The organism is Gracilibacillus saliphilus (assembly GCF_010994085.1).
Lineage (GTDB): Bacteria > Bacillota > Bacilli > Bacillales > Amphibacillaceae > Gracilibacillus > Gracilibacillus lacisalsi.
In genome coordinates this window covers 12,140-34,410 of sequence record NZ_WJEB01000016.1, presented here as the reverse complement: position 1 = coordinate 34,410, position 22,271 = coordinate 12,140, and the positions used below count along the sequence as shown (strand labels likewise).

The following is a 22,271-nucleotide window of genomic DNA, read 5'->3' as shown; positions in this document are numbered from 1 at the left end:
TGAGAAAAAGGACGTTGATATTATGACAAAAACAACCCCACCTGTAACAAAAAATCAAACAATCGAATTAACTTTTGAAGATATAACTCACGAAGGTGCCGGAGTCGGCAAGATAGATGGCTACCCACTTTTTGTGCCTTATGGATTACCTGGTGAAAAAGCTGAAGTGAAAGTAACTAAGGTCAAAAAGAATTTCGGATTTGGTCGATTAATTGAAGTGACAGAGGAAAGTGAAGATCGTGTCAAACCACCGTGTAATGTGTATTATCAATGTGGTGGTTGTCAGTTGCAGCATATGAGTTATGAGATGCAACTCGACATGAAACGAAATCAAGTACAAAACGCTTTGAAAAAGATCGGACATATTGAAGATATCCCGATTCATTCAACGATTGGTATGGAGGATCCATGGCGATACCGTAATAAAGTTCAAATGCCAGTAGGATCGAAAAATGGTCAATTAATTACAGGATTTTATCGAAAAAGAAGTCATGAAATTATTGATGATATGGCTCGCTGTATTATCACGGATGAAGTAAATGACCGCATGGTAGAGGCAGTCCGTGAAATTGCCAATCGATTAGGGATCCCGGCTTATGATGAGAAAAATAACCGTGGTATTTTGCGACATATTATGGTGAGATCTGGCCAGGAAACAAAGCAGACAATGGTCGTATTAGTTACAAGAAAAGAAAAAGTAAATGGGTTAGAGACATTAATCAAGGAAATAACGGAAACCAATCCTCATGTTAAATCAATCGTCCAAAATATTAATCCTGATCGTACCAACGTGATTCTTGGTAAGAAAACGAAAGTGCTATGGGGAGAAGAATATATTTATGATCAGATTGGAGATATTAAGTTTGCCATTTCTGCTAAATCATTCTATCAAGTAAACCCGCCACAAACGAAAAAGTTATATGAGAAGGCATTGGAGTACGCCAATCTTTCAGGAAGTGAAACCGTAATTGATGCTTACTGCGGCATTGGGACAATTTCGCTATTCCTTGCACAAAAGGCGAAAAAAGTATATGGTGTCGAAATTGTTCCGGAAGCAGTAAGTGATGCCAAAGAAAATGCGAAACTAAATCACATTGACAATGCAGAATTTTTTGTAGGACAAGCAGAAAAAGTAATGCCATGGTGGCGAGCACAAGGGCTTAAGCCTGATGTTATTGTCGTGGACCCACCAAGAAAAGGCTGTGATGAAGCATTACTAGAAGCAATGCTAGAAATGAAGCCAAAACGAATAGTTTATGTTTCATGTAATCCATCAACATTAGCAAGGGATTTGCGGATTTTAGAAGATGGTGGATATGAGACAAAAGAAGTGCAGCCGGTTGATATGTTTCCTCAAACGACTCACATTGAGAATGTTTGCTGGTTGGAACGGAAAATGTAACAAATTATTTAACAGGATACAAGTACACTGCAAGAGGTGATGCTCGTTCTTTTCCAATGTAGGAGGTTTATAGATGACTAATAACGATATATTAATTAGACTAAGATATGCATTAGATATTAAAGATAAAGATATGGTAGAGATTTTTAAACTTGGTGGTATGGAAGTAACAATAGAAGAAGTGCAAAAAATGCTCACAAAACCAAAAGATGGTTACGATTATGATGTTGAAGATGATGAGAGTATAAATGTAAATAATAAGAATTTGGAATTATTTTTAAACGGCTTAATCATTTTTAAAAGAGGGAAACAAGAGCCAAAACCAGGGCAACCCGAAAGATCTCCACTGTCCAATGAACCTGTTAATAACATCGTTTTAAAAAAGTTAAAAATAGCACTGACATTAACAAGTGAGGATATTATTGAAATATTAAAAGGGGTAGGCGTGACTATTTCCAAAAGTGAATTAGGAGCCTTATTAAGAAAACAGGGACATAAGCATTTCAAAGAATGTGGCGATAAATATGCACGTAATTTTTTGAAGGGATTGGCTGTTAGCTATAGGGGATGAGGGAATGTGTTTAACTAAAAAATACTCTAGTTAAATATAATATACATTTAATAGTCCGACCCTGATTTCGTAAACATTCTCTTGCGAATTCGGGGTTCTATTCTTTCATTCTAATTTGTTATTTTCACCAATATATATTTTTAACTTCCGAAAAAAGATACAAAACAGGCGAGAAAATGGGCGGTATAAAATAAACTATTACGATCAGTTTGATTAAAGGTACTTAAACATGGTATAAGTATAAAAGAAGCAAAGAAACTTTGCTTTTTTAATTTTGGGATAAGGATAAGTCTTATCTCCGGTAACGAAAGGATTTTAATTATGACAGAAAATTTTTGGCGTGATTTACCACGACCGTTTTTTATATTAGCACCAATGGAAGATGTAACAGATGTTGTGTTTCGTCATGTGGTGAGTGAAGCAGCTAGACCGGATGTGTTTTTTACAGAGTTTACCAATACGGAAAGTTATTGTCACCCAGACGGAAAACAAAGTGTTCGTGGGCGTTTGACATTTACAGAGGATGAACAACCAATGGTCGCCCATATTTGGGGGGACAAGCCTGAATACTTTCGGGAAATGAGCATTGGTATGGCAAAAGAAGGGTTTAAGGGTGTCGATATCAATATGGGTTGTCCAGCACCTAATGTCACAAAAAGTGGTAAAGGATGTGGGCTCATCCGTCGTCCAGAAGTTGCAGCAGATATCATTCAAGCAGCGAAAGCAGGAGGGTTGCCTGTAAGTGTGAAGACAAGGCTTGGTTATACTTACGTAGAAGAATGGCGCGATTGGCTCACGCATATCTTGAAACAAGACATCGTTAATCTTTCCATTCATCTCCGTACCAAAAAGGAAATGAGTAAAGTTGATGCTCATTGGGAATTAATTCCGGAAATAAAAAAACTACGTGATCAAGTGGCACCAAATACACTTTTGACGATCAATGGCGATATCCCGGATCGTCAAACCGGATTGAAACTTGTCGAGCAATATGGTGTTGATGGGGTGATGATTGGACGTGGAATTTTTCATAATCCATTTGCCTTTGAAAAGCAACCAAGAGATCCGAGTAGTAAAGAATTGCTCGATCTTTTGAGATTACATCTCGATCTTTTCGATAAATATTCAAAAATAGAATCACGTCTGTTCAAGCCTCTTCGCCGCTTTTTTAAGATATATGTTCGTGGATTTAGAGGGGCGAGTGAATTAAGAAATCAATTGATGAACACAGAATCAACAGATGAAGTACGTGAATTACTTGATCGTTTTGAGGCAAAAAATGTTGAAGGGGTGGAACAATAGTAGAAGCTCCCTAATTCAAGATGAAAGCTAATAGGGATGTTAAACTAGTTTGATCCTTAAAAATTATAGCTTATAATATACAAAAAATTGGCTGGTGTGAATTCGGTATTGAACTGGAATCATACCGGCCAATTTTTTTATGTGAACCGATATAAAAATTAGTATTTTCCTATAAAGTAAGAAATTAGGAGATACCTCCAGCTTTTCGAGTTTAATCTTCAATGTTTAAGGATAATGAATCAATAGAGAGGAGGTTTAATATTACTGCAGAAATTGTAATTATGAATAAACAAGGAATAGCATTGGCAGCAGATAGTGCTATTACAAGTGGGCGTGATGATATTAAAAAGGTCTATAATACGGCAAACAAGCTTTTTTCTTTAACAGAGGATCAAGCTGTAGGAGTGATGGTATATGGTTCTGCTTCCTTTATGGAGATTCCGTGGGAAGTAATCATTAAGTGTTATCGTGAGTACTTAGGAACGCGTACCTTTTCTACCCTTCCTCAATACATGGAACACTTTTTAGAATTTCTCCGCAATGATGACAGATGTAATAACCCTGAAATGGAAGAGGTAAGTATTTACAACACCTTTTACGAAATATTAATACAAATCGTTCGTAAAGTAGAGGATGATATCAATGAAAGTGAAGAAGAAGCAACTGACAATACAGTAGCCAAATGGATGGATAAATATATCGATGAAGATATTGAAGAGTTCCAGCAAAAGGATGAGATTCTGCTGGAGTTGAACTATGACGATTTTAAAGAAAAGTATCGTCCAATCATAGAGGAAATTGAAGAAGACCTAATCTCCTTTTCCTTAACAGAGCTGTTGAAAGAAAAATTGATAAAATTAGCGTATGAAGCTGCAAGAACTAATTCCTTTAGCACTGGTAGTAGTGGCTTGGTATTCGCTGGTTTTGGGGATAAAGATTTATTTCCCCACTTATTGAATTACCGTCTGGAAGGATTTATTCTAGGTCAACTGAAATTTACCAAGGAAATAGAAAAACAGATTAGTTATACGAATCAACAGAAGGATGGAACCGCTGCTATTGTACCTTTTGCCCAAAGAGAAATGATTGACTCCTTTATGGGAGGTATGGAGCCTAATATGCAGGATGCTATCTTCAATATTATTCAAAAAGTACTTACTGAATATCCCACTCAAATACAGAAGCACGTAGAGGATATCTCCTTGTCTGAAAATCATGTTACAAGCCTAGAAAAATTGGGTAAAGATGTATATCAAACGATTAAGGAAGCTGTCTGGGAATATCAACAGGATTATTATATAAATCCTCTGCTTGGTATTGTACGTTCCTTACCAAAAGAGGACCTTGCAGATATGGCTGAAACACTGATTAACCTTACTTCCTTTAAAAGAAGAGTTAGCAGAGCCACTGAATCAGTAGGTCTTCCTGTAGACGTTGCCTTCATTACGAAGGGAGATGGTTTTGTATGGAGGAAAAGGAAAAACTTTGTTAACCATGAGCTTAACGCCAGACTCTAAAAAAGAAAGGCTGATCTAAATGGTCCCCAAAGAGAAAAGTGGAAAAAAGAGATTCTTTAACGTACCTAAAGAGGACGAGCTTCACTTTACCCTGAAGGATAAACAAAAAGCAGAAAAGGAACAAGTAGTAGAAAAGGTTTTCCAAGCCCTGGATAATAAATACCGGAAGGAAAGGAATAAAAAATGATTTTCATAGATAGATGAGGGAAGTAACAATTAAATATAAAAGTATCCATGGAAAACACCCTGTAGAGCAGGAATTTTAAGGCTCTATAGGATATTTTTTTACTTCATTTGATGAGATGACCATTATTCAAAAAAACAACACACTATTAAATTTGCTTACATAAAGTGAGGCAATGATCAATCGAGGGCTTACAGACGGTTAGCACCGTGATAAAAGAGATTGTTTAATGAAACGATACAGTGGGAAGAAGACGAAAAAGGCTTCATTCCTGACTAGGAAGAGTCCTCAATATTCAATAAGAAGGGGTGAATCTTGTGAGAGCAGTAACTTTTCAAGAAGAAAAGCGTGTAGAGGTTAAAGAAGTTCAAGAGCCGTCCATCCAGCAAAAAGATGAGATGATTGTACGAATAACAGCAAGTGGGATTTGTGGCTCTGATTTACATCTTTATCATGGAGGAATTCCTTTGCCGCAAGATTATATCATTGGGCATGAACCAATGGGAATAGTAGAGGAAACAGGGCCAGAGGTCAAAAACTTAAAAAAAGGAGATCGAGTGGTAATTCCATTCAATATTAGCTGTGGTCACTGTTACTATTGCAACAACCATATGGAAAGCCAGTGTGATAACTCCAATCCTCATGGAGAAATAGGTGCTCTCTTCGGGTATTCCAAGCAAAATGGAAATTATCCTGGTGGACAAGCAGAGTATCTACGTGTACCTTATGCAGACTTCTCCTCTTTTAAAGTGCCAGAAAGCAGTGAACTTGATGATGAAAGTGTACTTTTTCTCTCTGATGTAATACCAACCGCTTATTGGAGTATTGAAAATAGTGGTGTCAAAACAGGAGACACGGTCATTGTTCTCGGGGCAGGTCCGGTTGGACTGATGGTGCATAAATTCGCCTGGTTAAAAGGAGCAGAACGAGTGATTGCCGTCGACCAAGTTGATCACCGACTCGAACATGCGAAAAGAACGAACAATGTAGAGACGTATAACTTTAAAGAAACTCAAGAGATTGGAAGTCTTTTGCACGAGGAAACAAAAGGAGGAGCAGATGTAGTCATTGACTGTGTTGGGATGGATGGTACTGTTCCATCCAATACAACTTATGGTTCTGAGGGGGATAATCAAATTGGTACAATAAGTCCTATTATTACGGCGTCTCAGGCTGTTAGAAAGTTTGGGGTCGTTCAATTAACAGGAGTGTACGGGACAGAAGCTAATAATTTTCCTCTTGGGGACTTTTTTACCCGTAACGTAGCTTTGACCATGGGTCAAGCACCTGTTATTCACATGATGCCAGCTTTATATAAAATGGTAGAGAATAAACTTATCGATCCAACAGATATTATTACACATACTCTGCCACTAACAGAAGCAGGTGAAGCTTATCGCATTTTTGATGAGAAAGAAGATGGAAGCATTAAAACAATTTTAAAACCATAGCAAAAAGCAAGAAGGAGCAGCAAGTGTTTATCGCTTTTGAAAGAAACGTCAAATTAAAACTGGAGACTAGATTGCATTGATAGTGAAGAAACAGTTTTATCAACAGTACTCATAATGTAAGCAACAGTGAATTTCACTGTTGCTTAATTTGTTTATAGGTTATTTAATATTTAAGAAGGATGGTCTATCAGGCGTCAAATATTCCCGTATGTATTTGTTGGCTGTTATATTTTTATTTTTTTGGTGGGTGTTTTTATTATGCTAGATGTTCGTACAGATATCGTGGACTTGTCCTTATTGTTTTTAAATGAAGATTATAGAAATAATTTTTTAAAAAAACTTATCATATCCAGTATATTACTAATTCTGTTGTTTTGTATTTCGATTTTCATTCGTAAACCGAAAAGAAAAAATAGTAGAATCAGTTGGCTTGATAAAACGGTAAAGTATATGAATCATACTGACCATTAAAGTACCTTACCTAATCCCTATTATAACAATAGGAGGGCCACTTGCTATTATTTTTACACCTCCCCTGTCATGGGGAGTTACTAGGCTTATCTTTTACCTTTTTCCACAGAAAGCAGAACATCGTTAGGAGGTTTTTGGAAATTATTACTTGTGGCTTAACATTCTTCATGTTAATAGTATCGATTATTGAATTTTTAATATGATTTAAAGTAACAGTTGTAATAGTAAATTAAAGTTCTAATCTATTTATATACAATTTTGATCTTTGTAAAAGGAAATCTTAGAACTAACTTTTGGGTTCTAAGATTTCTTTAGAATTCGATGGATAATATTACGATTTTTTCATTAACATTTATATGCTAATCCTCTTTGTGATCCTCTTGACTCGTATCTTCAATCGGTAAGAACTCAAAAATCTCACCAGATTCAACGGATTCGACAAGTCTCTCCAACCAGTGGCAATAATTCCTATATTCCTTGAGTTGCTGTAAATCTTGCTTAGCTCGATGTTTCATTTCTACATCGATTTCCTCCATATTAAGGACTTCCTGCAGTTTTTCTATAGCATCATTGATGGACGAAAGATTTAATTTTGCTTCTCTTTCCCATTTATCACCAAAGAAATGGGAAAAGTATTGGAAGAAATTTTTCTCGGCCATAAATAAATCTTTACGAGAGCCTCTTCTCCAAACTTTCTTTACAATGTTGATATCTTGTAACTTACGGACTGCTGTACTCATGCTCGGCTTACTCATTCCAAGGTCGTTTTTCATATCATCAAGAGTCAAAGGATCATGCTTGAAATACATAGTTGCGTATAATCTTCCAATGGATGGCGTGACGCCGTATAGATCCATTGTTTCGGCAATCGAGTCAATGACTAAGCGCTCAGCATCTTCAAGCAATTCTTCTGCTTTTTGCTGTTTTTCATCTTCCAATGATATCCCTCATTTCCTATTAGTAAAATTTAAATGGTTAAATATGAATTTAACTACTTTAATTTCAACTATAACTTATCTTGTGTGAATGTCAAAAATTATTTAACCGAAGATAGCCACTGGTTTACAAAGAAAAAACACTATGATATATTTATAATGTTAAAAACGTTAAAAAATAATTTAACAAAATTAATGTTAGGGGGAGAATATATGAAAAAAATGTTCATCAACGGGGAATGGAATGAGGCTCGCACCGGTGAAAGTAGGAGCATCATCAACCCGTTCAATCAGGAAATTATTGCAACAGTCGCTGAAGGGAACGCTGAAGATGCAAAACTAGCAATCTCTGCAGCACGTGAAGCCTTTGATCATGGTGATTGGAGGCATACCCCTGCTAATGAACGAGGTAAAAAAGTACTCCAAATCGCTGAATTAATAGAAAGAGATAGTGAAGAACTAGCAGAGCTTGAATCTCTTGATACTGGCAAAACAATTGAAGAAAGCCGTGCAGATATGGCTGATATCGCTGAGGTTTTTCGTTATTTTGCTGGGTTAGCTGATAAAGACGGTGGAGAAATCATTGATTCACCGATTCCAAATAGCCAAAGTAAAGTGGTTCGTGAACCGGTCGGAGTTTGCGGTCAAATCATGCCATGGAATTACCCACTATTACAAGCAGCTTGGAAAATTGCGCCTGCGCTTGCTGCAGGGAATACGATTGTAATGAAACCAAGTGAGATCACGCCGTTAACAACCATTAAAGTGACAGAATTAATGGAAGAAGTCGGTTTACCAAATGGTGTAGTTAACCTTGTTCTCGGAAAAGGCGCCACAGTTGGTAACGAGCTAGCAGAAAGCCATGACGTTGACCTCATATCTTTTACAGGTGGAATTGATACAGGTAAGAAGATTATGCAGACGGCAAGTGGCAATGTGAAGAAGATTGCACTCGAACTTGGAGGGAAAAATCCGAACATTGTATTTGCAGACGCTGATTTCGATACGGCACTTGATCAAGCCTTAAATGCTGTTTTCTTCCATGCTGGTCAGGTTTGTTCTGCAGGAGCTAGATTGCTCGTAGAAGATTCGATTCATGATCGCTTTGTCGAAGCACTCGCTGAGAGAGCTAAGCGGATTAAATTAGGTAACGGATTTAATGACGAAACGCAGTCTGGTCCATTAATTTCAGATGAACATCGGGCAAAAGTTGAAAAATACGTAGAAATTGGAAAACAAGAAGGAGCCAAAGTCTTGGTTGGTGGTTCTCGTCCAGATGATCCCGAATTGCAAAACGGCTTCTTCTACTTGCCTACTATTTTAATCGATTGTCATTCCGATATGCGCATCGTACAGGAGGAAGTATTTGGCCCTGTTCTAACGGTCGAACGTTTTAAAGATGAACAAGAAGCAGAACGTTTGGCTAATGACACGATTTATGGCCTTGCCGGTGCAGTATGGACGACTGATGTTGATAAAGCAGAACGTGTTGCGTCTGCATTACGAATGGGTACAGTGTGGATCAACGATTTCCATCCATATTTCGCACAGGCTCCATGGGGCGGATATAAACAATCAGGAATGGGACGTGAGTTAGGCAAAATGGGATTGGAAGAGTACACAGAAACGAAACATATTTACCGTAATCTCAATCCAGAGCCACTTGATTGGTTTAAATAATAATATAACTGAATTTCGTTTGAATATGCTCATTTTATATTTAAATAAGGAGGTTCTTAGAATGAGTGAAAGATTTGACTATGTAATCATTGGCGGTGGAAGTGCAGGTTCTGTACTTGGTAACCGCCTAAGTGAAGACGGAACAAAGAGTGTTCTTATATTAGAGGCAGGACGTAGTGACTATCCATGGGATTTATTGATTCAAATGCCAGCAGCATTGCCATTCCCATCTGGGAAAAGCTTGTACGACTGGAAATATGAATCTGATCCTGAACCTTATATGGGTGGTCGACGAATTAAGCATGCTCGTGGTAAGGTGCTTGGTGGTTCAAGTTCTATAAATGGCATGATTTATCAGCGAGGTAATCCCAAGGACTATGAACGATGGGGAGCCGATCCCGGTATGGAAACATGGGATTTTGCACACTGTCTTCCGTATTTTAAGCGTTTGGAAAATGCATTAGCAGCAGATCCAGATGATGACCTTCGTGGTCATGATGGTCCGATTAAATTGGAACGCGGTCCCGCTAAAAATCCATTGTTCCAAGCCTTTTTTGATGCAGCTGTCCAAGCAGGGTACAATCGAACACCTGATGTAAATGGTTATCGTCAAGAAGGATTCGGACCATTTGATAAGCATGTGTATAAAGGTAGAAGGATGTCTGCTTCACGTGCATATTTACACCCATACAAGCACCGTAACAATCTTACGATAAGAACACGTGCTTTCGTTACCAATATTGATATAAATGGTGAACGAGCAGAGGGTGTGACATATCGACGCAACGGGAAAATGTATCAAGTGAAAGCAGGTGAGGTGATCCTTGCTGGTGGTGCGATTAATACGCCACAACTATTACAATTATCAGGTGTGGGTGATGCAGAGCATTTACGTTCAGTCGGTGTCAAACCGAAAGTGAACCTTCCTGGTGTTGGTGAAAACCTTCAGGACCACCTTGAAGTTTATATCCAACACGCTTGTCCGCAACCAGTATCTGAACAGCCTAACCTGAAGTTATGGCGGATGCCTTGGGTTGGTTTGCAGTGGATATTCGGTCGCAAAGGTCCAGCAGCAACAAACCATTTTGAAGGTGGAGGATTTGTCCGTTCGAATGAAGATGTCGACTATCCAAATTTGATGTTTCACTTCCTTCCGGTAGCAGTAAGATATGATGGACAAAAAGCAGAAACAGATCATGGATTCCAAGTACACGTTGGACCTATGTATTCTGATGCTCGCGGATCATTAAAGATTCGTTCAAATGATCCTAAAGACCATCCAAGTATGGTTTATAACTACCTTTCAACTGAACAGGATCGACGTGAATGGGTTGAAGCAATTCGAGTTTCTCGAAATATTTTATCTCAGCCAGCGATGGCACCTTATAATTCTGGAGAAATCTCCCCTGGTCCTTCTGTTCAAACAGATGAAGAGATTTTAGATTGGGTGGCAAAAGATGCGGAGACTGCGTTGCACCCGTCCTGCACGACAAAAATGGGGCCAGCTTCAGACCCGATGGCAGTCGTAGATCCGAATACAATGAAAGTCCATGGACTTGACAATGTAAGAGTTGCTGATGCATCTGCAATGCCTTACGTTACTAATGGTAATATCCATGCTCCTGTATTGATGTTGGCGGAAAAAGCAGCTGACTTAATCCTTGGACGTAAGCCACTAGAGCCGATTCATGCCGATTATTATCGTCATGGCATTGATCCAGCCGATGCAGGAACAGTTAATCGCTAAGACAAATAAAGTTTCTATAAGAAGCACTTATATTTAATCTATTCCCCCCTTTTTTTGAAATAGATGTAGAGCATTAAATTGCAAAACAAAGCAATTTAATGCTCTTTTTACTTGGAGAAGTATCGCTCTTCCTTGGATAAAGACTTATATCCAAGGAAGAGAACAAGGTATCCCAGGAGGAGCGGTTATTGCTCTATTTATCCAGTTGTCTATAGTAAGGTCTGCTCATTTAACTACAAAAAAGAAGCTAGTCTCACCAGTAAGAGAGACTAACTTCTTTTATCTTTTTCCTTATTCTACCCATTCATCAACCAATTCTTGATTTTCATCGATCCATTCTTTAGCTCCATCGAGTGGTTCTTCAGCATTTTCCACATAATCAATTAGTTCACCAATTTGCTCGTCATTCATTTTCCAGTTATTAAACCATTCGCTAACGTTTGGAAAATCTTCGCTAAATCCTTCTCTTGTAGCATGGTGAATTTTTTCTACTCCACCGTACGTGTTTTGTGGGTCTTCTAGGAATTTTAAGTCATATTTAGAGAAAGCCCAGTGTGGCGTCCATAGTGGCGCAACGATTGGTTCTTCATTTTTTATTGATTCTCTAATCTCAACTAACATGGTAGCTTCAGAGCTTGCTAATAGTTCAAATTCAAGATTATAATCATCAATTAATTCTTTCGTCACATCCATTGTACCTGCACCAGCGTCAAAACCAACAATTTCTCCTTCAAACAATTCTTTGTGTTCATTTAAATCTTCTATACTATTTACTTCTTCTACATATTCTGGAACTACAAGCCCTACTTTAGCATTATCAAACCAAGTAGCTTCTGAGAAATTAACTGTTTCCTGATACTCTTCAAGGTAATTAGCATCTTGAACCGGTAACCAAATTTCTAAATGAGCGTCCAGATCGCCACTTTCTAATGCTTGCATCATCACACCCATGTCTAATACATTTAACTGGACGTTATAACCTTTATCTTCTAATATCGCTTTCCACATATTCGTTACAGCGATGTTTTCGGCCCAATTAATTTGACCAATTGTTATTTCTTCATTATTTACTGCTGTAGGTGACTCCTGGTCTTTCTCTGTTTGGTCACTGTTTGATGGATCACTAGTGTCCCCGCATGCTGTCAATACAGCAACCACTAATAGTGTAAAAATAATACTTAACTCTTTCTTCCATTTGTTCATTGTTGAAAACTCCCTTATTATCTATTTATTTAAAATATTCCAAACATAAAATTAGTTCAGAAATATTTTAATATAAAAGCAAACATCAACTTATCTCCTATTTAGAAGCATAGAAGTCATGTAATGGTATTCTTAAACTATATATAAGAATACAGGCTTTTTCGATATTAAAGCAAATGAATCATATCCCTCCTTAATAAATTTGTTAAATTTTTTTAAAACGTTCTTTACATATTTTATACTAACGTGTTTAAGCTAAATGTTCAAGTGGTAAAAGGTGATTTCAGTTAATTCATACTAAAAGCGAAGTCATTATAGCAATTCTAGTAACTCTTTTTAATCCATTCATTATATTCAGCTGAGGAGAGATACACAATTGTATTCTAAATGATAAAGAATTGAAATATTGTGTTGGGTTATGTTTGTTAGAATATAGGATAGAGTTTTATCACCGTGCTAATCGTCCGCAAAACTCCACTTTAAGGTTCGAGTAAAACAAAGAAGCTAAGGTAGAAGAGAACGGACGCTAATACTCTGATAAGTTTCACTAATCACCGGTGGAGAGCAAAAACCTCCACTGATAGAAGTATATATAGCACGTTTTAAATAAAGCAATATGGGGGAGCAGGATGACAATGGAGAAACAACTAATTAGTAAATCCTATTATCATACATTTATAGAAGGTATTCATAATGTGGAGCCAATCAAGGTATTGGGTGAATTATATACTGATGAGCAGCAAAATGAAATGCCTGATTTATCGTATATTCGTTTTGCTCAGGGAGAGGTTTATTTTCTGTACAAAGATTACGAGGCGGCCATTTTTAAATGGGAAAACGTTACTAATGAATTGAAACCTTGGGCGCAGAAAAATATAGCAGATGCTCATGCAAAAATGAATTTACTTGCCATTGCCGAGGACTACTATAATGCAGTTGACACAGATTCTGAGGTTTTAAAAACAGAAGTCCTTCTACAACTATTTTCACTCTACATACAACTTGGTAAGCATGCAAAGGCAATTGAATCGATTAAGCATGCGGTGGATATAAATCCAGACTATCCTGATGTTACTGATGTAGCACGAGTTTTCTTTGAAGACCAACAGGATTGGGACAATGCTGTTGAGCTAGCGGTTAATGAAGCAATACGAACAGAATCATTATCATGGTTTATGACCTTAGAAGAGTATGTAGAAAATGGGCATACTGTAAAAATAAAACCAAACTATTTCCGCGAAGTATTAATGACTTTATCTAACATTGATCAAAATCGCTTTGAAAGTTTAGCAACAGCACTATGGAATAGTTATAAACAAACGGATTCATATTTTCCTTGGCTGGAAGAAATAAATGATCTAATGCTAAACATGGAGCCGGGGCCTTCCTGTGTTTGGAGTAAGCTTTCTAATCAGTTTAGGGGAACATACTTTGAATTAATAAATGGTACATTTTTGATTAGAGAATTTTCTTATTTAATACCAAGTCATTTAACCAATTGGATGAAAGTATCTACGGCTTCAGATGCTGCGATAGCATCATCAGCTGTACTAGCGTGGAGCGAAATGTATCCATCCGATATGGAAGCTTCTATTATTAATAAGGCGGAAAGTCTGTTAAGCCGGTCTGCTTATGATCAGAAAGGTATAGAAGATGGATTCAAGCTTTTCAAGTCGATTATGAAATGGGCAGGGAGTGAAGGCTTGTTATTGGATAAACGTTTCGAATGGATCGTTCACGAATTGCAGAATTTAAATCAATACCACTTGATGATTACAGGAACAGAGACGAGTGGAAAGGCGTCATTTGTGAACATGTTGCTTGATGAGGAAGTTTCAGAAGAGCCTGCTAATGCTACCATCATTTATAAAGATGCAGATAATGCGAAAATTCATGCCATTACGAATGAAGAAGAAAGAAGTATAGCTGAACATAACGAGTTTAAAGAAGCAACAAAAGATAAGCAGACATTTGTTTCTTGTAAGATGCCGGTACCGTTTTTAAATGAAAATAAACTTACCTTAATTGACACTCCGCAGACTGATGATAATCATTATCTGTATGTAGCAGACAGCTTATTGTTTGTATTAAATGCGGACTCCAATTTGACAGGTAATGAATTGGATATGGCTGTTCAAATCAAGGAACAGGTACCAGAACTCCCTATTCATTTTCTATTATGCAATACAGGCCGAAATACGGACAGTCAGGAAGTGATGGAACGGACGGAGAAAATAATATCTAGAATTGATGCTTATTTCCCAAAGGCAAAAGCATTCACTTATTCCACATATGGAGAAAGAAATAATCAAATAAACGAATTTTCTGCTTTTACTAGGTCTATAATGGGTGGACATAGCTTAGAACAAGAGCGTGCGTCAAAGATTTTGTATTATATTCGGAAATCGATTAAGTATTTGCTTTTAAAACGTGAAGAAGTAGAAAATTCATTAATCGATAACATTAAATGGAATGAAGATATAGTCACTAAACTGAAGGGTGCTCAACATCAGTTAAGTGATTTAGAAGAGAATACGGTTCAAGTTATTAAAAAGTCATACAGCAAAATTATAGAAGAATGGAAAAAGGATTTGACGATAAAGATTCCAGAATTGGTTCGACAAAGTTCTGAAGTGATTAAGGAAGATAGTGATTTTGCAAAAATTCATACTGTGCTTAACGATGAAATAAATAAGCGAATTAATCATTATATTGAAGAGACAGTTTTACCAGATTTATATATAGAACTGCAAGAATGGATGGAGAATAGTGAAAGGGAACTGAATGACAGCCAAGAGTACTTAGGTGAAATGAGCGAGAGTTTTAATCATCTATATGGTGAAGACAAGATATTTTTCGAGTGTGACAGAAGGGTACTAGATGACTGGAATCGGGATATGAACCGAATGACAAGAGGGAATATACAGTTGACAAAGGCGACTTTTATGAGCAATGCTACCATTTCACAATTTTTATGGAAAAGTGCAGGAAAGCTTGTGGGTGCATTATCAAAAAATAAAGAAACTCTCCATGAGAAATATAAACACTATATGGAAGGGAAAGACTACAGCAAAACAAGCGAAGTACTTATAGATGAATTTATGCAGCAATTCGAAATATTTGGGAAATCTTTAGAACGGGATATTAAGATATTCTTTACAGATCCGTATGATGAATTAGATGCAGTCTTAGCAGAAACATATGATGAGATTGAAGAAAATAAAGATATCCTAAGCGAAATGCAACAAAAACCAGAGGTATACCGCAACCCGATTACCTTGTTTGAATTAAGACTACGTCAATATGAATGGATGTTTGCTACAAGAGAACGAATCTATGAAAATAGTTAATCAAAATAAACTTAGTGGTATTGTAATGGCTTTTTAAAGAAGGGAAGAAAGGATATCATCCGCCGCGAAACAAAAGTATTTTGAACTATAAAAAGCGAAACTGGAGAATAACCCAGGTTGCCAAGTCTGACGTATGTTGTAGAGCAGATTAACGAAGGCTGCTCATTTCCACTCTTGTGGGAATTGTTTGACCTAAAGATCCACTTTTTCGAGCGGTTGCTCGAAAAAGTTAGCTGAAGGGCAAACCCTCAGGAAAGGGAAGTGGGCAGCCGGAGTCAACTTGTTCAAATATTTCATCATTACTACCAAAGTAATAATCGACCGGCGTGAGTTGCCGTTTTTTCTTAATACCTACTTTTGCCAAGGGTTCTACGTGACATTATAATAATTCGATTCTTTAGATTTCGTCATACAATAAACGCTAAGTCCATCGATTATGGTTGTATTTCTTAACTCATAGCCAAATCGTTCATAAAAGGCAACATTCTGCTGATTCTCTGTATCAAGTGATATGGAATAGGAGATTGGTGAAGACGCAGCAATTTCATCGAGCTGTTTTAGAACCTTTTTACCTATTCCCTTTCCTTGATAGGAGGGATCTACCCCGATCATAGTTAGATAATAATGTGGTTCATTGGGGGCATTTGAAAAAGTTACTTTTTGATACTTAGTTAAATACCTAAGTACACGAAAAGGTAGCTTCAATACTAATAAAAGCATTTCGATATTTAAGTTAATCTTAGCTTTTATAGATACGTTTGTAAGATTGCTAGGTCGATCGACAATTGCGATGTAACTTGGCTTCGTAGCATGGTCTGTGAGGATCAGCCCATCTAATAAATGATTTCGTTTAATGATAAATCGAATTAAACTTTTCATTTGCCGCTCTCTTTTTTGATTTGAGAATAAGTGGATAAACATAGGGTCTTTCGCAAAAGCTCGAGTAAGTAAGGATATATGATTTTCGTTAATTTGTTTGTTCATGATGAGCCCCCCTGTGATGAAAAACAGAAAAGCTGTACAATACCTTAAAAACATAAAAAATGAATATAGCGGAAGCGAAAAGTGGAATTGTCTGCCCAAGGTAAACCACCATTAGTAATCCTAACCCAGTTAATCCACCGGCTAAGAGGTTATGGATGGAGGAAGACCTCATCCAATTTAAGACTACGGCACTAATTAAAGTGTAGAGACAAACTATAATCCCATAGTAAATGGAGATTTCCATTGCCCATGAAAGGATAATCGGTTGAATATGGATGGCTATAAATATCCATCTCATTCTTGGGTGCTGCTCATAAAAAATATCGGTTCCCTTCGTTAAGTTTGCGACAACACCTCCTGAAATATCTAAAAACAAAAACCAAATGACAATTTGTTTTAGCAAAGATAAACCGCGCCATTCATCAAACGTTAATATACCTATTGTACTGCCGGATATCAGTACAAAAAAAGCAATCACAAGTAAGGATGATTTCGTCTGGAACTCACCTAATAGCTCATGGAAAAACGAGGGAATTTTAATCATAGAGCACTCCTTCTAACCGTTCGATCGGTCAATTTTATTTTTGGAAGAAATGGCAGTAGTTATTTTAATAAAGACTGCCATGCTTTTATTTGTAAAGTCCAAATTTCTTTAAACGTTACGACATCTGATTCTAGTAAAGAATGGAGACCGTAACCATCTAACGTCATAATAATCATTTCAGAAATTTTGAAAAGCCTCTCTTTTTCTTGAGTGCTATAGTGTGATAATTGTGTAGCAATAGCGTCAACGATCTCGTGCTTAGCCTTTAACAAATAGTCCCTGTATTTTTCATTGTGTAAGCACGTATTATAGAAATGAAATAAAACAGAATAAGATAACCTCTCTTCGTCACTTAGGGAGTAGATACTCTCACCAAGAAAAAGGAAAAATCCTTCCAAATCCTTACCCTGATAGGTTTTAACAGGTTCGACTAAATCAACAAGTATATGCTCGAAAATGGTATCTAAAATGCTATCTACAGAGCCAAAGTGGTGGAAAATATTGCTCTTACTAATCCCCAAAAGATCTGCTATTTTTTTTGCGCTTAATCCTTCGATACCTTCTTCAGCAATGATTGTCATAGAGGCAACCAGAATACGCTCTTTTGTTTCATTGCCTTTTGTAATCCTTAAATCGTGACTCATTTCAACCTCCTGATTGAACCTTTATATAATTTTATCTTAACACTAACTGTCCGATCGGTCAATATTTATAGGTGACCTTGAACCGTTTTGTTTATTGTCTGGCTTCACCAAACTTTAAGATTGCAATTTGAATTAGGTACTTTATTCCTTTTACTCCTTAGAAGCCAACAATGTAAGCAATTTTATTTATGGCTTATCTTTTGAATAAACTTCCAATGGATAATAAGGGTAAGAAAGATGAAAGGGTATAATAACGCGGAATACCAAAGTTTCCAGCTAACGTAGTAAAAAAAAGCTGTCTGCAAAGAAACCCATTCAAAAACAACGGAAAATGCAGTCCAAAGTAAGATATAGAGAACTTTATTGCCTAACTTTTTAGTAGAAGGATAAAAATTCAGAAATAAAAAACTAATGGAAGGAAAGTACAATAATATTCCTAGCAGGGCAAGCCAGTCAAATCCTTCTTGAAAATAACCATATAAATGATAATGTAGGTTAAGTATCATATCAGTTAAAAGTCCATATACAAAAGCAAAAATGGATGTAGCATAAATTTCAATCTTATTTAGCTTTTTAGGAGAAAAAAATGCAATTAAGTTGAAGAATACAAAAATGACAAAAATGAATATCCACACATCTATATTCCTTTCTATTTGGAGGTTACTTTTGCGACTCCAATCGCAAAGTGATTCCACAGTATATTTTCTACTAATTCTGCTTGTGTTTCCTCACACTCAATGATTACAATAACTTCTGAATGTTTTCCTTTTAATAATCGTTTCTTTCTTTTAATAACCCGTTCAGTAAAAAGACGAATAATAAGTCCGATTATGAAGCCTATGACTGCACCGATTAACCCCCAATATATTGGACCTAATGCTAATTCAAAGCCTATACTTGCTCCAATAACAGAGAAGGCGGTCGCAAGTGCTAAACCAATATCAATCATGCTTGTACCGTCTGAACGATGCAGTGTATCAAATAATTTCCACTCTTCTTCTCGGTTATCAAGTGGAACAGCATATATATTTTCTTTCATAATTCCCTTTTTCTCTAGCGTAGAAATAGCTAATTCTAAAAAGGTATTATTTTCAAATGTTGAAAATAGTTGCATTATAATCACTTCACTTTTTGTCTTTTTAGAATCTGAAAATTAGCGTTTTGATAATGGTCTTTTAAATATGATCTTTGTTCTTTTTCATAGAGTTTGTTGTTTTCAACTGTCGCTGAATATGAATCATAAATAGCAAAGCCATACAGAGACGGAAAAAATAATAACCATTGTGGATTTAAGATTGTAGTTGCTTTTTGGATTTCTCCTAAAAATAATAAAGACACAGCCTCGAGAGCATGAGATTGATAAAAAAAGACAATAGCCCAAATGCCTACAAAAGCAGCCGTTAAGATTCTATGGATATATAATTGCCCTAGACCAGGCATGAATAACGACCAGATACAAGCTAGTATAGGATTTCTCTTATCTAGGTAATTTATTTCTATTGGTGATAAGACAAAAGAGTTAAAACGATGATTTTCTCTTTCTGCCAATAGGTAAATTTTATTCAAGTCGATGGTTGTTCGATAGCTATCCCAAATGGCGAAAAGGTAAACAGGGATATAAATAAGCAGCCATCGTGTATCTAAAACCTCTTTAGCCATGTCCATTTTCCCTTGAAACGAATAAATCATTGCAAGGTTAAGATTCGTTTGGACATTGATTATAACTTCCCAGATAAACAATAAATAGCCACGTATATATTTGGAAAGTAATAAATGTCCGAATCCTGGACATGCCGCACTCCACCAAGCAATAATATCTGGATTTCTTAGATGAACTTGTGTTGTTCCCAGTATACTGACATGTGCCTTGTAACGCCTTGCTGTATTGTCATTATTGTAGTTTTGCATTTTTAATCCACCTAAAAAATAATCTTTAACATGATTTACATGATATATACTCTATTTCAACCATTCTGGGCCTCTGAATAACAATCTCTTACAAGTTCTTCTTGTAGTGGAGAGGTCACGTTATTCGCTTCTTTATTTGCCAATACAATAGATGGGGATAGAATGGTTAATATAAATGCTACTATTACAACCTTATCATGTTGGAACACCTCTTAATGATTAATGTCTCTCTAGTTTTCAAAATTATGTAAATAAAACGTCATTAGAGATGTTGATTTAATTATTTAGTATAAGTGTATCTCTTCTTTGGTAAATGTTTTATACTTAAGAAAAAGAATTAGAAATCAATCAATATAGTAACGATAGGAATGGGTCTATCCAAATATTAGTTGCTATTCCAGACATTATCTGCTATTCTAAATAAGACTTATTTTTGTTCGGTATCGGTCTGAGAGAAAAGAGTAAATTTTGCACTTTTCGCCTTTTATCTAAATTGAACATTGATAGTAATAAATGGTGGGGATATCCACATAGGAGGAAACAAATATGCAACAAGGTACAGTTAAATGGTTTAATGCAGATAAAGGTTTCGGTTTTATCGAAGTAGAAGGTGGCGAAGATTTATTCGTACATTTCTCAGCTATTCAAGGTGAAGGATTTAAAACTTTAGAAGAAGGTCAAACAGTTACGTTTGATACTGAAGAAGGTCAACGCGGACTTCAAGCTACTAACGTTAATAAAGCATAATGATTAAAGGGCTCTTCCATAGAGTCCTTTTTCTTTTTAGCAGGAAAAACATCCTCCAATAATGTGATCAGTCTATATTACAGCAACAGTGAAAAAAGATTCGCTTTTCTTATATTTGAATATGATGGACAGTCTGCGCAAATAGTATAAATAAATCTAATAAAAATGAGGGTAACAAATGAATGAAAGAGATTTTGAAAGCTATCTATTAAGCACTGAATTAAAAAAGGCACTAGATGTATTAAAATACAATAAGCCTACAGAGGTACAAAGTGAAGTCATTCCACGAGTATTGGATAACCAAGATCTAATAGTAAAGTCTCAAACCGGAAGTGGAAAGACTGCTGCTTTTGCAATTCCTATTTGTGAAAAATTAGTCTGGGAAGAAAATAAGCCACAAGCATTAGTGCTAGCCCCGACTAGAGAATTAGCTGCTCAAGTTCGTGAAGATATAACCAATATCGGCAGGTTTAAACGGATTAAATCATTAGCTCTATATGGCAAAGAATCCTTTACTATTCAAAAGGATGAACTGAAACAAAAAACACATGTAGTTGTAGGTACTCCGGGTCGAGTAATGGATCATATCGAAAAAGGGACATTAGATTTAGAGCAAATAAAATATCTTGTTATTGATGAAGCAGATGAAATGCTTAGAATGGGCTTTATAGATGAGGTAGAAGCTATCATTAAACAGGTACCATCAAACAGAGTAACGATGTTGTACTCGGCAACCTTACCAAAAGAAATCGAAAAGCTTTGCCATCAATATATGAAAGACCCTGTAAATGTTGAAATTACAACAGAAGTCACAACTGATCGAATAGAGCACAGTTTATTGGAAGTGAAAAAAGACGCGAAAATGGCTCTACTTAAGGATGTAACCATTGTTGAAAATCCAGATAGCTGTATCATTTTCTGTAATACACAAGAACAAGTAAACGAAGTATGGAGTGAGTTGGAACAGTCTCATTACTCTTGTGAACAGATTCATGGTGGACTGGAGCAAGAAAAACGATTTGCGGTAATGAAAGGATTCAAATTGGGTGAATTTCGTTATCTTGTAGCAACAGATGTAGCTGCCAGAGGCATAGATGTAGATAATGTGTCTCTCGTTATTAACTTTGATGTCCCAATGGAAAAAGAAAGCTATGTACATCGAACAGGTAGAACAGGCCGTGCAGGTAATAAAGGAAAAGCGATCACCTTTGTGGCTGATTATGAAAACAAAAAATTGCGACCAATTGAGGAGTATATCGGTTTTGAGCTTCGTAAACGAGAGATACCTTCGAAAGATGCAGTAAAGGAAGCAAAAGAAGCCTTTAATCAAAAAATGACGGCACGACGGATTGTTAAAAATAATAAAACAGCTAGAATCAATCAAGATATTATGAAATTGCATTTTAATGGTGGTAAAAAGAAAAAAATTCGGGCTGTGGATCTTGTTGGTACTATTTCAAATATTCCAAATGTAACAGCAGACGATATTGGGATTATTACCATTAAAGATAACTGGTCTTATGTTGATATATTGAATGGCAAAGGATCTCTAGTTTTGGAAGCGATGGAACATACAAAAGTTAAAGGAAAGAAATTAAAAGTAAGTAAAGCAAGGAAATAGAAATATTCAA

18 protein-coding genes are annotated in these 22,271 nt (G+C 36.3%); 10 read left to right on the top strand and 8 right to left on the bottom strand.

What is annotated here, in order from left to right; genetic code table 11:
- Positions 1-22 precede the first annotated feature (22 nt).
- The 5 genes from rlmD to GHT08_RS12335 all read left to right on the top strand — a co-directional run bounded on the left by rlmD (position 23) and on the right by GHT08_RS12335 (position 6,427).
- Positions 23-1,402 carry a 23S rRNA (uracil(1939)-C(5))-methyltransferase RlmD gene (gene rlmD, locus GHT08_RS12355; protein ID WP_163581706.1) on the top strand — a complete coding sequence of 460 codons (1,380 nt, stop codon included), beginning with the start codon at positions 23-25 and terminating at the stop codon, positions 1,400-1,402.
- Positions 1,403-1,475: 73 nt separating this feature from the next.
- Complete coding sequence (locus GHT08_RS12350) at positions 1,476-1,973, top strand: YehS family protein (protein WP_163581705.1); 498 nt, start codon at positions 1,476-1,478, stop codon at positions 1,971-1,973.
- Between the two features lie 321 nt (positions 1,974-2,294).
- Positions 2,295-3,275, top strand: coding sequence for a tRNA dihydrouridine synthase (locus tag GHT08_RS12345; protein WP_163581704.1), 981 nt, complete (start codon positions 2,295-2,297; stop codon positions 3,273-3,275).
- A gap of 221 nt (positions 3,276-3,496) precedes the next feature.
- The gene (locus GHT08_RS12340) at positions 3,497-4,792 is read left to right on the top strand and encodes a hypothetical protein (RefSeq protein WP_238343567.1); all 1,296 of its coding nucleotides are present in this window, start codon (positions 3,497-3,499) and stop codon (positions 4,790-4,792) included.
- Between the two features lie 501 nt (positions 4,793-5,293).
- Positions 5,294-6,427, top strand: a complete 1,134-nt coding sequence (locus GHT08_RS12335) for an alcohol dehydrogenase catalytic domain-containing protein (RefSeq protein ID WP_163581703.1) — start codon at positions 5,294-5,296, stop codon at positions 6,425-6,427.
- An 830-nt stretch (positions 6,428-7,257) separates the two neighbouring features.
- Here the strand turns inward: GHT08_RS12335 and cudC are convergent.
- Entirely contained in the window at positions 7,258-7,836 is a 579-nt protein-coding gene (cudC, locus tag GHT08_RS12330; RefSeq protein ID WP_163581702.1) for a choline uptake/conversion transcriptional regulator CudC, read from the bottom strand.
- Positions 7,837-8,046: 210 nt separating this feature from the next.
- Between cudC and betB the strand changes: the two genes are divergently transcribed.
- A complete protein-coding gene (betB, locus tag GHT08_RS12325) occupies positions 8,047-9,513 on the top strand; it encodes a betaine-aldehyde dehydrogenase (RefSeq protein WP_163581701.1) in 1,467 nt (488 codons plus the stop codon).
- 61 nt (positions 9,514-9,574) lie between these two features.
- Positions 9,575-11,260 (top strand): choline dehydrogenase, encoded by a 1,686-nt coding sequence (gene betA, locus GHT08_RS12320; protein WP_163581700.1) that lies wholly within the window; start codon positions 9,575-9,577, stop codon positions 11,258-11,260.
- Between the two features lie 291 nt (positions 11,261-11,551).
- On the opposite strand, the gene GHT08_RS12315 is transcribed toward betA, so the two are convergent.
- Positions 11,552-12,463 carry a glycine betaine ABC transporter substrate-binding protein gene (locus tag GHT08_RS12315; RefSeq protein WP_163581699.1) on the bottom strand — a complete coding sequence of 304 codons (912 nt, stop codon included), beginning with the start codon at positions 12,461-12,463 and terminating at the stop codon, positions 11,552-11,554.
- A 629-nt stretch (positions 12,464-13,092) separates the two neighbouring features.
- Between GHT08_RS12315 and GHT08_RS12310 the strand changes: the two genes are divergently transcribed.
- A complete protein-coding gene (locus GHT08_RS12310; protein ID WP_163581698.1) occupies positions 13,093-15,813 on the top strand; it encodes a GTP-binding protein in 2,721 nt (906 codons plus the stop codon).
- A gap of 369 nt (positions 15,814-16,182) precedes the next feature.
- Here GHT08_RS12310 and GHT08_RS12305 read toward each other — a convergent pair whose 3' ends face one another.
- The 6 genes from GHT08_RS12305 to GHT08_RS12285 form a co-directional block, all read right to left on the bottom strand.
- Positions 16,183-16,797, bottom strand: a complete 615-nt coding sequence (locus GHT08_RS12305) for a GNAT family N-acetyltransferase (RefSeq protein ID WP_163581697.1) — start codon at positions 16,795-16,797, stop codon at positions 16,183-16,185.
- Positions 16,781-17,341, bottom strand: a complete 561-nt coding sequence (locus tag GHT08_RS12300; RefSeq protein WP_163581696.1) for a hypothetical protein — start codon at positions 17,339-17,341, stop codon at positions 16,781-16,783. Before GHT08_RS12300 ends, GHT08_RS12305 begins: the two co-directional genes overlap by 17 nt.
- A 59-nt stretch (positions 17,342-17,400) precedes the next feature.
- Entirely contained in the window at positions 17,401-17,985 is a 585-nt protein-coding gene (locus GHT08_RS12295) for a TetR/AcrR family transcriptional regulator (protein WP_163581695.1), read from the bottom strand.
- A gap of 182 nt (positions 17,986-18,167) precedes the next feature.
- Entirely contained in the window at positions 18,168-18,620 is a 453-nt protein-coding gene (locus tag GHT08_RS22605) for a CBO0543 family protein (RefSeq protein WP_420370976.1), read from the bottom strand.
- Positions 18,621-18,634: 14 nt separating this feature from the next.
- Positions 18,635-19,099 (bottom strand): hypothetical protein, encoded by a 465-nt coding sequence (locus GHT08_RS12290; RefSeq protein WP_163581694.1) that lies wholly within the window; start codon positions 19,097-19,099, stop codon positions 18,635-18,637.
- A 5-nt stretch (positions 19,100-19,104) separates the two neighbouring features.
- A complete protein-coding gene (locus tag GHT08_RS12285) occupies positions 19,105-19,893 on the bottom strand; it encodes a hypothetical protein (RefSeq protein WP_163581693.1) in 789 nt (262 codons plus the stop codon).
- 546 nt (positions 19,894-20,439) lie between these two features.
- Here GHT08_RS12285 and GHT08_RS12280 point away from each other — a divergent pair.
- Together GHT08_RS12280 and GHT08_RS12275 are read left to right on the top strand one after the other, a co-directional pair.
- The gene (locus tag GHT08_RS12280; protein ID WP_018932407.1) at positions 20,440-20,640 is read left to right on the top strand and encodes a cold-shock protein; all 201 of its coding nucleotides are present in this window, start codon (positions 20,440-20,442) and stop codon (positions 20,638-20,640) included.
- A gap of 178 nt (positions 20,641-20,818) precedes the next feature.
- Positions 20,819-22,261 (top strand): DEAD/DEAH box helicase, encoded by a 1,443-nt coding sequence (locus GHT08_RS12275; RefSeq protein ID WP_163581692.1) that lies wholly within the window; start codon positions 20,819-20,821, stop codon positions 22,259-22,261.
- Positions 22,262-22,271: the final 10 nt, after the last annotated feature.